We start from the raw sequence: 13,769 nt of genomic DNA, 5'->3' as shown, positions 1-13,769 counted from the left end.
CATCACTGATTCCGGGCGCCGTGCCAGCTCACCGACCGGTCTGCCTCCTGCGAAGTCCCATCGCCAGGACCGCAGCGCCGAACAGAGCCACCGTCCCCGGCTCGCTCACCTCTGCCACCAGAGCCCTCATCGAGCCGGTAAAGCGACCGTCGCCCATGAAGGTCAGGGTCGTGACGAAGGCGGAGACATCAGTGGGGTCCAGCCCCGCCCCCGGCTCGATCCCGAGGACGCGGAAGCGATCCACTCCGATGCCTCCGAAGAAGTGCTCCTGCCCCGCGACCAGGGCAGCCGACATGACCCAGTCCGACCCGTCGAACAGATACAGCTCGTAAAGACCGTCCCCGATGTCGGGAAGGAGCACGCTGCGAAAGAACGGATCCCCCGAGCCGATCTGGTACTCGTAGCCGATGGCTACATAGGGGTCGATGGCGATCCTCTGGCCCTCCGTGACCTTGACGTCGAACTTCCAGACTCCATCCGGCCCGACATTCGGCAGATAGACCGCGACGTTCCCCGTGTCGTCCGGCAGCGGCGTGAATTCGAAGAAGGTTCGCGCGCGACCCAGGATTGCGCCGCCCGCCGTGCCGCCGGCACGGTCCTCGAGAACTACGGCGATCTCGTACTTGGATCCAACCTCCAGGCCAGAGGGAAATCCGGACAGCGCTGCATTGCTGAACACCACGCCCTCGAAGGAATAGCTGTTCGTTCCGATGGGAATCTGGGCATCGTGCACAAGGTTTGCCGAGGTGATTCGCGTACCGTCAGGGGACTCACCGGTGATGAGCCGCACCTGGATCCGCACGGACTCAGGCGTCACTCCACTGTCCGGAACGGTCCAGCTGAGCGTGGGCTTCAATCCGCCCCCGGTCACGGCAACGTCGGTCAGGAACGGCGGCAGAGAACTCGGATCGTAATCCGGGGCGGTCACTGTGACCGAAGTCGGGGTCGAGCGAGGATTCTGGACGGTGATCGTGAACGGTGTCTGGTCCCAGGCCGCGATCAGCGACTGCACCGCCGGATCCGAAAGGACGAAAGGTGTCTGGTATTCGTAGCGCCCTCCGCCGCGACCCGACTCCAATCCGCTCCATCGGAGCGACTGAGACAACGTTCCGTTTGGAAAGCCCGCGACGTGGTTGGCAGTGACGGTGGTCTCGTAGCCGTTCGTGCTTCGGAAAACCTGCCCATCGGAGGCGCGGATGACGTCGATCGTGTCCGAGTCCGGCGACGGCAGCACGAACGCGGCGATTCGCAGAAGGTCCGAGTTCGCTCCAAAGAAGAAGCGGCTGTTGCCGATGCGATCGTTATAGACCTGGGTGGTGAACGGCTGGACGATGTTGAAGTCGGTGACGATCGTTTCGGACTGCGCCGGCGCGACCAGGAATCCAAGCGCGGCGACCAGGAATCCGGCGCCAGCGCGGCAACGCGTTGCATTCATTTCCCCCTCCATGAGTTTCGGCCCCGGTCGACGCCGCCACTGCGCGCCGCCAGGACTCTGGAGAGAAAGCCTACGCCGCTGACAATCCGCGTTCATCCCCAAATTGGGTGAGCCGACGGCACTGCCGAGCGAGCGGGAACGCGCGCTCAGCCCCCGGGATACCGCACCTCCAGTATCTCCAGCTCATCCACCCCCGCCGGCGTCCGCAAGCTCACCGCATCCCCCTCGCGCGCCTTGATCAGCGCCTTGGCCACCGGCGAGATCCAGCTGATCCGCCCGTTCAGCGGGTCCACCTCGTCGACGCCCACGATGGTCACCGTCTCCTCGCGCTCGCCGTTGCGCAGGTATTTAACGGTGGCGCCGAAGAACACCTGGTCGCGGCTCTCCTGGCGCGAGGCGTCCACCACCTCGGCCTTGTCCAGCCGGCCGGTCAGGAAGCGGATGCGCCGGTCGATCTCGCGCAGCCGGCGCTTGCCGTAGATGTAGTCGCCGTTCTCGGAGCGGTCGCCGTTGGACGCGGCCCAGGAAACAATGCGCACCGCCTCGGGCCGGTCGACGTCGATCTGCTGCAGCAGCTCCGCCTTCATCCGCGCGAAGCCTTCGGGGGTGATGTAGTTCTTGACGACCGGAACCGCCTCGCCCTCGGGCGGAAGCTCGTCGTCCTCGTCGCCGTCGTCCTCGCGAACGAATGCCTTGTTCATCTGAGCCCCCTCCCGTGCGCCGGGACGCCCCGGCAATAGTTCCTTCGGGGCGCGGAACGCCGCGCCTACAGTCGACGCTGACTCAGCCCCGCCGCGCACGACATGACCGACCCCACCCTCGCCCGCTATGCCGCCCTGGCCCGCCGCGTCCACGCGCTGCTGGAGGAGCCTGCGCTGGCACCTGATTCCGGGCCGTCGGCCCCGGCCCCGGCCACAGACGAGGCGCAGCAGCTGCTTGCCGACGCCGCCTGCAATCTTGCGCTCTACGAAGCGGCGATGCCGGGCGCTGACGCCACCTCGCTGCCCGATCTCGCGGCGCTGCTCGAAGCGCTGGAGCGCGAGCTGAAGCTCGGCCACGAACACCACCCGGAGAACGAACTGGACGAAGGGCCGGAGCCGCTGGAGGCCTCGTTCGACGACGGCTGCCAGCTCGCCGGCAGCTGACTCATGCTACCCGCCGCCGCCTGAATCCGACCTGCACGGGAGACCGCCCAGTCAGTCCCCCGCCACCGCCATCTCGTCGATCAGCACCGACCCCGTGCGCTTGCTGCCGCGCTGGATGACGTCGCTGCCCACCGCGACGATGCCGCGGAACATCTCGGCGAGGTTGCCGGCGATGGTGATTTCCTCTACGGGATAGCGGATCTCGCCGCCCTCGACCCAGAAGCCGCTTGCGCCGCGCGAGTAGTCGCCGGTCACGTAGTTGACGCCCTGGCCCATCAGGTCGGTGACGAAGAGCCCGGTGCCCAGTCGCTGGAGCATCGCCGGCAGGTCGTCCAGCTGGCGGGTGCGGCGGCTGGTCAGCGCCAGGTTGTGCGAGCCGCCGGCGTTGCCGGTGGTCTTCATTCCCAGCTTGCGCGCCGAGTAGCTCGACAGGAAATAGCCCTCGAGCCTGCCCGCGGAAACCACCGAGCGCCGCGCCACCGCCACGCCTTCGCTGTCGAACGGGACGCTGCCCATCTCGGCCGGAATGCCCGGGTCCTCGACGATGTCCAGGTGCGGGGCGAACACGTCGCGGCCCAGTGCATCCAGCAGGAAGCTGCTGCGCCGGTACAGCGCGCCGCCGCTGGCCGCATGGACGAAGCTGCCGAGCAGTCCGCAGGCCAGCGGCGACTCGAACAGCACCGGCACCCGGCGCGTGGACAGCCGCCTGGCCCCCAGCCGCGACAGCGCGCGCTGCGCTGCGTAGCGCCCAAGCTTCTCGGGATCGGCCAGGCGCTCGGGCACCGCGGACGCGGTGTACCAGTCGTCGCGCTGCATCGCGCCCTTGCGCTCGGCGATCGGCGCCACGCCCACCGAGTGCCTGCTGTACGGGTAGCCGCCCTTGAAGCCGCGCGTGTTGGCGGTGACGAAGTGGCCGTGGCTGACGCTGACCGATGCGCCCTCGGAATTGCGGATCAGCGGGCTCACCGCGAAGGCTGCCGCCTCCACGCTGCGGGCCAGGTCGATCGCCTGCTCGACGTCGATGTTCCAGGGGTGGAACAGGTCGAGGTCGCGGAATTCGGTGGCGATGGTGTCCGGGTCCGGCAGGCCGGCGCAGTCGTCCTCGCCGGTGTGGCGGGCGATCTGCCAGGCGGCCTCGACCGCGTCGTGCAGCGCCTTGGGCGAGAAGTCGCTGGTGCTCGCATGGCCGCGGCGCTGGCCGACGTGAACCGTCACGCCCACGCCCTTGTCGCGGGTCTGTTCGATGGTCTCGACGCCGCCCATGCGCACGTTCACCGACAGGCCGCTGGCCTCGGAGACGTCCACCGCGGCATCGCTCGCGCCCAGGCGCCGGGCCGCGTCCAGCACGTCCGCGGCGATCTCGTGAAGTCGGTCTGGGGAGTAGTCGAACATCGTGGCTTTCTCGGCCTTCCGGAGGAGCGCGGTCGCGGGGCCGGTTATCATAGCAGCGTGAGAATCCGCCATTCCTCGTTCGACGCCCGCCAGCCCCGCGACCAGCCCGAAGAGCCGCAGGACCCGTCCGCGCGCTACGACCGGCCCAGCAAGTCGCAGCTCAAGCGCGAGATGACCGCCCTGCAGGATCTCGGCGAGCAGCTGCTCAAGCTGCCGCTGGCCAAGCTGCGCGACATGCCCATCCCCGAGAAGCTCTTCGACGCGATCGAGCTCGCGCAGCGCATCCGCGACCGCGAGGGGCTGCGCCGGCAGCGCCAGTACATCGGGCGCCTGATGCGCGACGTCGATCCCGCGCCGCTGCGCGATGCCCTGTCGGTCGACGGCGCAGGTCACCGCGCCGAGGTTGCCGCCATGCACTCGGCCGAGCGCTGGCGCGAGCGCCTGCTTGCCGACGACGCCGTGCTGGCCGAGTTCTGCAGCGGCTACCCCCAAGGTGGGCGCGAGCTCGAGAAGCTCGAGAAGCTGGTGACGGGCGCCCGCGCCGAGGCTTCATCGCCGCAGCACGGCCGCTCCTACCGCCAGCTCTACCGGCTGCTGCGCGACATCATCCTCGAGGCCAGCGCGCCGAAACCCGCCACACATCCGGCCGATGACACGGGCGACGAGGCGCGCCCGGACGCCGACGACGCGGAGCACGCGTGAGCTTCGTTCGAAGCGAAGGCAGCCGATGAGCCCGCCGCTGCGCATCGGCCTGGTCTCGATCAGCGACCGGGCCTCCAGCGGCGTCTACCAGGACCAGGGCCTGCCGGCGCTGCAGGCCTGGCTGGAACGCGCGCTGCTCACCCCCTGGGTGGCCGAGCCCCGCCTGATCCCCGACGGGCGCCCGCTCATCGAGCGCACCCTGGTCGAACTGGTCGACACGGTCGGCTGCTCGCTGGTGCTCACCACCGGCGGCACGGGCCCCGCGCTACGCGACGTCACCCCGGACGCCACGCTGGCGGTGGCCGACCGCGAGATGCCCGGCTTCGGCGAGCAGATGCGCCAGATCAGCCTGAACTTCGTGCCCACCGCGATCCTGTCGCGCCAGGTCGCGGTGATCCGCGGCAAGGCGCTGATCGTCAACCTGCCGGGCCAGCCGAAGTCGATCCGCGAGACCCTCGAAGGCTTGAAGGACGTCGAGGGTCGCCAGGTGGTGCACGGCATCTTCGCGGCAGTGCCCTACTGCCTGGACCTGATCGGCGCGCCGCGCATCGAGACCGACGCGACGGTCTGCAAGGCCTTCCGGCCGAAACAGGCGCCGCCGCCGATCACGGCCTGAGCGCGCGGCCACAGCGCGCGCGGCTGCGCAGTGCCCCGGCGCGCGCGCCCGACCCTCGCCCCTACCTGCGCCGCGCGTCGATCACCCCCGTCACCTCGCCGATCGCCGCCAGCGCCTTCGACAGCACCGAGCCGTCCGGCACCTCGATCGTGAACTGCATGTTGGCCACCTGCTGCCGGCTGAGCGTCTGCACCGCGGTCACGTTGAGCTTGTCGCGCGCGAACACCTCGGTGATGTCGCGCAGCAGCCCCGGCCGGTCCATCGCCCGCACCACGAGGTCCACCGGGTAGCCCGACGCCCTGTCGCGCCCGCCGACGGCCGGCCGCCGCTCGCCCCAGGTGGTCTCGAGCACCCGCTCCGGCGCGTGCTGCGCCATTTTCGCGAACATGGTGCAACCCTCGCGGTGCACCGACACGCCCTTGCCCTTGGTGACGAAGCCAACGATGGGATCCGGCGGCACCGGCCTGCAGCAGCGCGCAAGCTGGGTCATCAGCAGGTCGACGCCGACCACGAGCACGCCGCCGTCGGCCGGCTTGCGCCGCGCCGACGGGCGGGCGCGCTGCTCGATCGCGGCCAGTGCGGCCTCGTCGGAATCGCCAGCCTCGACGGGCCCGCGGGCGGCGACGCCGCGCACCGCTTCCTCCAGCTGCCGCGGCCCGATCTCCTCGCGGGTCACCGCGATGAACATCGCTTCAACGTCCGGCTGCCCCAGCCGCGCGGCAAGCTCCTCGAAGGCCAGCGCGGTGCGCCCTTCGCGCTGCATCACCCGTTCCACCCGTTCCCGGCCGGCCGCCACGTCGCGTTCCAGCTCCAGCGCGCTGAACCACTGGCGCACCTTGCTGCGCGCCCGCGGCGAGCGCACGTAGCCGAGCTGCACGTTGAGCCAGTCGCGCGAGGGCCCCTCGCTGCCCGAGCCGGGCTTGATCGCGATCACCTCCACCGTCTGCCCGGTGTGCAGCTCGGTGTTCAGCGGCACCATCTGGCCGTCCACACGTGCGCCGCGGCAGCGATGGCCGAGCGCAGTGTGCACGTGGTAGGCGAAATCGACCGGCGTGGAGCCCGCGGGCAGCTCGATCACCCGCGCCTGCGGCGTCATCACGAAGATGCGATCGCCAGCGGTCGAGGGCACTGCGCCGCTGCCCAGCTCGGTGCCGACCTCCATCTGCCAGGCCAGCAGCTGCCGGATCCAGGCGATTCGCTCGTCCTGGTCCGCATGCGAGCGCGCCGCCCCCGCAACGCCGGTGGTGCGCTCCTTGTAGCGCCAGTGCGAGGCCACCCCGTACTCGGCGAACCGGTGCATGTCCTGGGTGCGGATCTGCACCTCCATCGGCTTGCCGTCGTGGGCGGTCACCACGGTATGCAAGGACTGGTAACCGTTGGCCTTGGGCCTGGCGATATAGTCGTCGAACTCGGCGGTGATCGGCGGCCAGCGCTCGTGAATCACCCCCAGCGCCGTGTAGCAGTCGCGCACGTCATCGACGATCACCCGCAGGCCGCGCAGGTCCTGGATCTCGTCGAGCGGGCGGCGCTTGACGCGCATCTTGTTCCAGATGCTGTAGATGTGCTTGGGCCGGCCGCTGACCTCGGCGCGCACTCCGGCCTCGGCCAGGGCCTCGCGCACCCTCTCGGTGGCGGCCTCGATGAACTCCTCGCGCTCGCGCCGCTTCTCCTCCAGCTCGCGCGCCAGGCTGTGGTACTCGTCCGGCGAATTGAAGCGGAACGCAAGGTCCTCCAGCTCCCACTTCAGCTGCCAGAGACCCAGCCGGTTGGCGAGCGGGGCGAGAACGTTCAGCGTCTGGTCGGCCACGCCGGGCTCGAGCTCGCGGCGCGCGGCGGCATGCCAGCGAAGCGTCTGCAGGCGCGAAGCCAGCCGCAGCATCACCACCCGGATGTCGGCCGACATCGCCAGCAGCATCCGGCGCAGCGTCTCGAGCTGGTCGCCGTCGGCCTGGCCGGACATGCGGATCTGCACCTCGCGCATCCGCAGCACCTGGTGGATGCCCTCCACGAGTTCGGCGGCCTCCCGGCCGAAGGCGCGCGAGGCCTCGTCGCGACCGAAGGCAAGCTCGATCTCCTCGCGCCCCAGGGTGTTGCCTGCGCCGAACAGCAGGGCCGCCACCTGGGTGGCCTCGTCCGCGCCCAGTTCGGCCAGGATGGACATCGTCCCCTGGCCGTGGCCCAGCACCGGTTCGCCGTTGCGGCCGGTGGACTCGCCGATGCGCTCGCGCGCAAGCGCCAGCGCACGGTCGATCCGGCCGGTGTCCGGCACGGGTGGCGGCGGCGGGGCCGCGCCCTCGGCGATGTGCTCTTCGATGGCGCTAGACTCCGGTGGGCGGGCGCCCATGGGCGCCCTTGAAGGACAGACTGCATTATAGGAAACCACAGCCACGATGCCCCTCCCCTGGTTCGGCCGCAGGCACGCCCCGCAGATCGACGACCGGCTCTGGCGCCGCACCGTGGCGGATTTTCCCTTCGCCGGCCATCTCGGCGAGGCGGAACTGCAGGGCCTGCGCGCCCTGTGCGAGGAATTCCTGCGCCGCAAGACCTTCAGCGGCGCCCATGATCTCGCCGTCACCCTGCGGATGCGGGCGGCGATCGCCTTCCAGGCCTGCCTGCCGGTGCTGCACCTGGGCCTGGGGGGCTACGACGACTTCGTCGAACTGGTGATCCACGCCGACCAGTTCGTCGTCCGCCGCAGCCAGGTCGATGAGGCCGGCGTGGTGCACGAGAGCGTCGAGGCGCTGGCCGGCGAGGCGATGGACCGCGGCCCGGTGGTGCTGTCCTGGGCGGACGCCGCCCCGGGCGCGCGCAGCCGCGGCTGGAACGTCACCATCCACGAATTCGTCCATAAGCTGGACCTCGCCGACGGCGACGCCGACGGCATCCCGCCGCTGCCCCGGGCCGCGCGCGCCCGCTGGGAGCAGGCGATGCTGGCCGCCTACGACGACTTCTGCATGCAGCTGGACCGGGTGGAGCGCGCCATCCCCGGCCACGTCGACCCTGAAGGCCCGGCCGCGGAGCCCTACTACTCCCGGCTGCCGCTGGACCCCTATGCGGCCACCGACCTGGCGGAGTTCTTCGCGGTTTCGGGCGAGGCCTTCTTCGTCACGCCGGACGCCCTCGCGCAGGCCTTCCCGGCCTGGTATGAAGCCCTGGCCGGATTCTTCCGGCAGGATCCCCGGCAGAAGCCCGCGGCGGTTCAGAACGCATCGGGACACGGCTTCCCTCCCTGATCCGGCTGCGGCGCGGGCTCGGCGCGGACAAGGCGCGCCGACCGTCCGTCGGCATCGCCCAGCCTGCAACGCTACCGTCTCCCGATGGTCCTCATGTGTCGGTTATCCTTACAGTGACGGAAGTCACACCCGGGGCGGCAAACAGACGGCGTCTCGTGTTCAAAGTCATTCCGCGCCGTGTGCGCGACCGATAGGCTTGGATCCGACCATTGCGGCCACCCGCCGCCTCGCGCACCAGGAAAAGAAAAGAGCGCCCGCGGATGATTCGCGTCTTCAATCACTACCTGTCGACCAGGACCGTGCTCCTCGCGCTGATCGAGGCGATGGTGCTGTTCCAGTCGATGGTGCTGGGCTACCAGTTGCGGCTCGCGGAGTTCAGCGCGCCGCTGCCGCTGTTCGACGCCGCCCTGTTCACGGTGCTCATGCTGCTGGCGATGACCGCGCTGGGCCTGTACGAACAGAAACTGGAGCGCTTCCGCACCACGGTGCAGCGGCTGGCGGTGGCGTACGGCCTGGCGCTGCTAGCGATGTCGGTGGTGTTCTATCTTTTCCCCGAGACCTATGTCGGTCGCGGCGTGATGGCCACCGCGTCGGTGTTCGCGCTGGGCGGCGTGCTGCTGCTGCGGATGATCTTCTTTCGCATCACCGACATCGGCCTGCCCAAGCGGCGGGTGCTGGTGCTCGGCAACGGCAAGGAAGCCGAGGACGTGATCCGCTTCCTGCACGAGGGCGAGCGCGGCCGCACCATCCAGTACGCCGGCATGTACCCGGTGATCGGCGAGCGCGAGGCCGACGAGCCCGAGCGCCGCATCAACCATGACCAGCTCGGCCGCACGGTGCGCGACCTGCGCGTCTCGGAGATCGTCATCGCGGTGCGCGAGCGCCGCGGCGGGGTGCTGCCGCTGCACCAGCTGCTCGACGCCAAGCTCGCCGGCGTGCGCGTGCTCGACCTCTCCTCGTTCTACGAGCGCGAGAAGGGCATCCTGAAACTGGACAACATGCGCGCCAGCTGGCTGATCTTCGGCCACGGCTTCGATCGCGGCGCAACGCGCGACGCAATCAAGCGGCTCTTCGACATCACCGTCAGCCTCGGCCTCTTCGTGGTCACCCTGCCCATCCTGCTGCTGGCGATGGCTGCGATCGTCATCGAGAGCGGCCGGCCGGTGTTCTACCGCCAGGAACGCGTCGGCCAGGGCGGCAAGCCGATCACGGTTCTGAAGCTGCGCTCGATGTGCCGGGACGCCGAGGGCGACGGCAAGCCGCGCTGGGCCGGCGCCAACGACGACCGCGTCACCCGCGTCGGACGGATCATCCGCAAGACCCGCATCGACGAGCTGCCGCAGCTGATCAACGTGCTGCGCGGCGACATGAGCTTCGTCGGCCCGCGGCCCGAGCGCCCCTTCTTCGTGCGCCAGCTGGTCGCCGAGATCCCCTACTACGACGTACGCCACAGCGTAAAGCCGGGAATCACCGGCTGGTCGCAGGTGAGCTACCCCTACGGGGCATCGGTGGAGGACGCGATCGCCAAGCTGGAGTACGACCTCTACTACGTCAAGAACCACTCGCTGTTCCTCGACCTGCTCATCCTGATCGAGACCGCGCAGGTGGTGCTGCTGGGCAAGGGCGCGCGCTGAACGCGAACGCCCGATGCTGATTCCGCTCGCCCTGCCAGGCTTCGCGCTGGCCGCGATCGCCTACCTGGGCTTCGCCCTGCTGCTGGGCATCAAGGGCGCGCCGTCGGGCACCGGGCGGCTCTTCCTCGTCGCAGTCTCGGTCGAGGCAATGTGGGCGACCACGGTGGCCGCCGCGATGGCCGGACTGCCGGTCCCCGTGCTGCTGGTCTCGCTCGCCGAGGCGGCGCGCCTGTTCTTCTGGATCCTGTTCCTGCTGTCGCTGCTGCGCGCGATGGGCGCGGGCGACGCCAGCGCGCCGGACAGCGCGCAGCGGGCCGCCAGCGGCGGCATGGTCGCCGCGGCCACCATCGCCGCCGGCGCAGTGGCGGTCGAACTGTTCGCCTTCGGCGAGCGCCCCGCCTTCATCGTGCACGTGATCGGCGCCGTGTTCGCGCTGGTCTGCCTGGAACAGGTCTACCGCAACACCGGCCCCGACGGGCGCTGGGCGCTGAAGTTCCTGGCCATCGGCCTGCTCGCGCTGTTCGGCTTCGATCTCTTCATGTACAGCGAGGCACTGCTGTTCTCTCGGATGAATCCGGCGCTCTGGTCGGTGCGCGGCTACGCCAACGCGCTGCTGGTGCCGCTGCTGGGCATCGCCGCCGCCCGCAACGACCAGTGGAAAACTGGCATCACCGTGTCGCGCCAGGTGGTGTTCCACAGCGCCACCCTGTTCGCCGCCGGCCTGTTCCTGATGCTGATGGCGGTGGGCGGGTACCTCCTGCGCTGGTTCGGTGGCGACTGGGGCGAGGCGGCGCAGGCGCTGTTCGTGTTCATCACCGTGGTCGCGCTGATGGTGGCGCTCTTCTCCGGCAGCCTGCGCGCGCGGCTGCGGGTGCTGCTGGCCAAGCATTTCTTCCGCTACCGCTACGACTACCGGGCGGAGTGGCTGCGGCTTACCGAGCTGCTCTCGGAGGCGCCCGCCGGATCCGTGCCCGGGCAGACCTCCCGGTCGGCGCCTCAGCCCCCTGCAGCGAGCCCGCAGGGTCGCCCTGGGCGCAACGCCGAGACACCGCCCCCCCAGGGCAGCGAGCTGCTCGAGATCCGCGCCCTGCAGGGCCTGGCGCGGCTCGTCGAGAGCCCCGGCGCCGCGCTCTGGCTCTCCGGCGACGACGGCGCCTACGTCTGCAACGCGCGCTGGGTGTTCCACGCCGAGACGCCCGTGGTGCCTGGCGCGGACCCGCTGGCCGCCTTCCTGCGCTCCACCCAGTGGGTGGTCAGCCTGCCCGAGTGGCGCGAGCATCCCCAGCGGTACGACGGGCTGGCCCTGCCCGCCCAGATCGCCTCCGAGCAGCAGAACTGGCTGATCGTCCCGCTGATGCTGCACGACCAGCTGCTGGGCTTCGCGCTGCTGGCCAAGCCTCTGGTGCCGGTGACGGTTGACTGGGAGGTGCGCGACGCGCTCAAGGCCGCCGCCCGCCAGGTGGCCAGCTACCTGGCAGTGCGCCGCGCGGTGGAATCGCTGGTGCAGGCCCGTCAGTTCGACTCCTTCAACCGGATGTCGGCCTTCGTGGTCCACGATCTGAAGAACCTGGTGGCGCAGCTCACGCTGCTGATGGCCAACGCCGCCCGTCACCGGGACAACCCTGAGTTTCAGCAGGACATGCTGGACACCGTGGAGAATGTCCTTGGCAGGATGCAGGGTCTGCTGATGCAGTTGCGCGCAGGCGCGAGGCCGATCGAGCCCCCGGGACCGGTGCCGCTGGTCGCCGCGCTCGAGGTGGCGCTGCGCAGCCGGCGCGGCTCGGGGCCGGAGCCCACGCTGGAGGTGGCGCCGGAGCTTCAGCACGCAGCGGTGCTCGCGCACCGCGACCGCCTGGAGCGCGTGATCGGCCACCTGGTCCAGAACGCGGCGGAAGCCACGCCGCCCGATGGGAGAATCAGCATGCGCGTGCAGCGCGAGGGCAGCAATGCGCGCATCGAGGTGGAGGACACAGGCAAGGGCATGAGCGAGCGCTTCATCCGCGAGCAGTTGTTCAAGCCCTTCGAATCCACCAAGGACCACGGCATGGGCATCGGCGCCTTCGAGAGCCGCGATTACGTCCGCGAGCTCGGCGGCTCGCTCGAAGTCGAGAGCAGCGAAGGCGCCGGCAGCCTGTTCAGGATCCGGCTGCCACTGGCGCTGGCCACCGCCAACGGATGAGGAAGGAGCAGCAGATGTCGACCGTCGCAGATGACAACCGGCGAACTCAGCCGCAGGAGCCGGCGGACCTGCCGTCCAGCGCCGAGCAGCGCCCCACGCTGCTGATGGTCGAGGACGACCTCGGCCTGCAGAAGCAGATGCGCTGGTCCTTCGATCAGTACAACGTGGTCTTCGCGGACAACCGGGAGGCGGCGATCGCGCAGCTGCGCCGCCACGAGCCCGCAGTGGTCACGCTCGACCTCGGCCTGCCGCCCGACCCCGACACCCCCGAGGAGGGTTTCCGCACCCTCGAGGAGATCCTGTCGCTGTCGCCGGCCACCAAGGTCATCGCGCTGACCGGCCAGAACGACCGCGCCAACGCGCTCAAGGCCATCGGTATGGGCGCCTACGACTTCTTCGCCAAGCCCTTCGAGCCGGAGATCCTCAGCCTGGTGCTGGAGCGCGCCTTCCGGCTGGCGGACCTGGAGCGCGAGAACCGCCGCCTGGCCAACGCCACCGTCGAGAGCCCGCTCGACGGGCTGATCACACGCGACCCCGTCATGCTCAAGCTGGCGCGCCAGGTGGAGCGGCTTGCGCCCACCAGCGCCACCGTCCTGCTGCTGGGCGACAGCGGCACCGGCAAAGAGGTCTTCGCGCGGGCGCTGCACCAGCTGTCGCCGCGCAAGGACAAGCGCTTCATCGCGATCAACTGCGCCGCCATTCCCGACACCCTGCTCGAAGCCGAGCTGTTCGGCTACGAAAAGGGCGCATTCACCGGCGCATCCAAGACCACTCCCGGCAAGATCGAGACCGCCGACGGCGGCACCCTGTTCCTGGACGAGATCGGCGACCTCCCGCACCCGCTGCAGGCCAAGCTGCTGCGCTTCCTGCAGGAGCGCGTCATCGAGCGCATCGGCGGCCGCAGCGAAATCCCCGTTGACGTGCGCGTGGTCTGCGCCACGCACCGCAACCTGCGCGAACTGATCGCCGAAGGCGCGTTCCGCGAGGACCTGTTCTACCGGCTGTCCGAGATGGTGCTCAACATCCCGCCGCTGCGCGAGCGCGCCGGCGACACCGCGCTGCTGGCCCACGTCTTCGTGCGCCGCTTCGGCGAGGCCAACGGCCGCGGCAAGCTCACGCTGCGCGAGGACGCGCTCGACGCGATCGCCGCACACGGCTGGCCAGGCAACGTCCGCGAGCTCGAGAACTGCATCAAGCGCGCAGTGATCATGGCCGACGGCAGCGCGATCACCGCCGAAGACCTCGGCCTGCAGATCGCCGACGAGGCCGAGAGCCTCAACCTGCGCCAGGTGCGCGAGGAGGCCGAACGCGCGGCAGTGCTCAAGGTGATGGCCCGGGTCGACGGCAACATCGCCCGCGCCGCCGAGCTGCTCGGCGTGAGCCGTCCCACGCTGTACGATCTGCTGAACCGGTTCGGGATGCGCTGAAGCCAG

At 69.9% G+C, this 13,769-nt stretch carries 11 protein-coding genes; 7 read left to right on the top strand and 4 right to left on the bottom strand.

Annotation, left to right across the window (positions count from 1 at the left end):
- Positions 1–28: 28 nt before the first annotated feature.
- The gene (locus tag HNQ70_RS00300; protein ID WP_183963187.1) at positions 29–1,435 is read right to left on the bottom strand and encodes a PEP-CTERM sorting domain-containing protein; all 1,407 of its coding nucleotides are present in this window, start codon (positions 1,433–1,435) and stop codon (positions 29–31) included.
- Between the two features lie 146 nt (positions 1,436–1,581).
- On the bottom strand, positions 1,582–2,136 hold the full coding sequence (gene greB, locus HNQ70_RS00295; RefSeq protein WP_183963185.1) for a transcription elongation factor GreB: 555 nt from the start codon (positions 2,134–2,136) through the stop codon (positions 1,582–1,584).
- 102 nt (positions 2,137–2,238) lie between these two features.
- On the opposite strand from greB, the gene HNQ70_RS00290 reads away from it, so the two are divergent.
- Positions 2,239–2,580 carry a hypothetical protein gene (locus HNQ70_RS00290; protein WP_183963183.1) on the top strand — a complete coding sequence of 114 codons (342 nt, stop codon included), beginning with the start codon at positions 2,239–2,241 and terminating at the stop codon, positions 2,578–2,580.
- 51 nt (positions 2,581–2,631) lie between these two features.
- On the opposite strand, the gene pmbA is transcribed toward HNQ70_RS00290, so the two are convergent.
- Positions 2,632–3,972, bottom strand: a complete 1,341-nt coding sequence (pmbA, locus tag HNQ70_RS00285) for a metalloprotease PmbA (RefSeq protein WP_246434503.1) — start codon at positions 3,970–3,972, stop codon at positions 2,632–2,634.
- Between the two features lie 57 nt (positions 3,973–4,029).
- On the opposite strand from pmbA, the gene yjgA reads away from it, so the two are divergent.
- Entirely contained in the window at positions 4,030–4,674 is a 645-nt protein-coding gene (gene yjgA / locus HNQ70_RS00280; RefSeq protein WP_183963179.1) for a ribosome biogenesis factor YjgA, read from the top strand.
- A gap of 25 nt (positions 4,675–4,699) precedes the next feature.
- Positions 4,700–5,290 carry a molybdopterin adenylyltransferase gene (gene mog, locus HNQ70_RS00275; protein WP_183963177.1) on the top strand — a complete coding sequence of 197 codons (591 nt, stop codon included), beginning with the start codon at positions 4,700–4,702 and terminating at the stop codon, positions 5,288–5,290.
- 61 nt (positions 5,291–5,351) lie between these two features.
- Here mog and HNQ70_RS00270 read toward each other — a convergent pair whose 3' ends face one another.
- Positions 5,352–7,634, bottom strand: coding sequence for a RelA/SpoT family protein (locus tag HNQ70_RS00270; RefSeq protein ID WP_183963174.1), 2,283 nt, complete (start codon positions 7,632–7,634; stop codon positions 5,352–5,354).
- A 46-nt stretch (positions 7,635–7,680) separates the two neighbouring features.
- Here HNQ70_RS00270 and HNQ70_RS00265 point away from each other — a divergent pair, with 46 nt between their 5' ends.
- The 4 genes from HNQ70_RS00265 to prsR all read left to right on the top strand — a co-directional run bounded on the left by HNQ70_RS00265 (position 7,681) and on the right by prsR (position 13,763).
- Complete coding sequence (locus HNQ70_RS00265) at positions 7,681–8,523, top strand: M90 family metallopeptidase (protein ID WP_183963172.1); 843 nt, start codon at positions 7,681–7,683, stop codon at positions 8,521–8,523.
- Positions 8,524–8,783: 260 nt separating this feature from the next.
- Positions 8,784–10,157, top strand: coding sequence for a TIGR03013 family XrtA/PEP-CTERM system glycosyltransferase (locus HNQ70_RS00260; RefSeq protein ID WP_183963170.1), 1,374 nt, complete (start codon positions 8,784–8,786; stop codon positions 10,155–10,157).
- A gap of 13 nt (positions 10,158–10,170) precedes the next feature.
- The gene (gene prsK, locus HNQ70_RS00255; protein WP_183963169.1) at positions 10,171–12,336 is read left to right on the top strand and encodes an XrtA/PEP-CTERM system histidine kinase PrsK; all 2,166 of its coding nucleotides are present in this window, start codon (positions 10,171–10,173) and stop codon (positions 12,334–12,336) included.
- A gap of 104 nt (positions 12,337–12,440) precedes the next feature.
- Positions 12,441–13,763 (top strand): PEP-CTERM-box response regulator transcription factor, encoded by a 1,323-nt coding sequence (gene prsR / locus HNQ70_RS00250; RefSeq protein ID WP_246434591.1) that lies wholly within the window; start codon positions 12,441–12,443, stop codon positions 13,761–13,763.
- Positions 13,764–13,769 lie beyond the last annotated feature (6 nt).

This window comes from Quisquiliibacterium transsilvanicum (genome assembly GCF_014202215.1).
In the GTDB taxonomy this organism is placed as follows: Bacteria; Pseudomonadota; Gammaproteobacteria; order Burkholderiales; family Burkholderiaceae_E; genus Quisquiliibacterium; species Quisquiliibacterium transsilvanicum.
The sequence above is the reverse complement of the archived record's forward strand: the minus strand, read 5'-3'. Positions and strand labels throughout refer to the sequence as shown.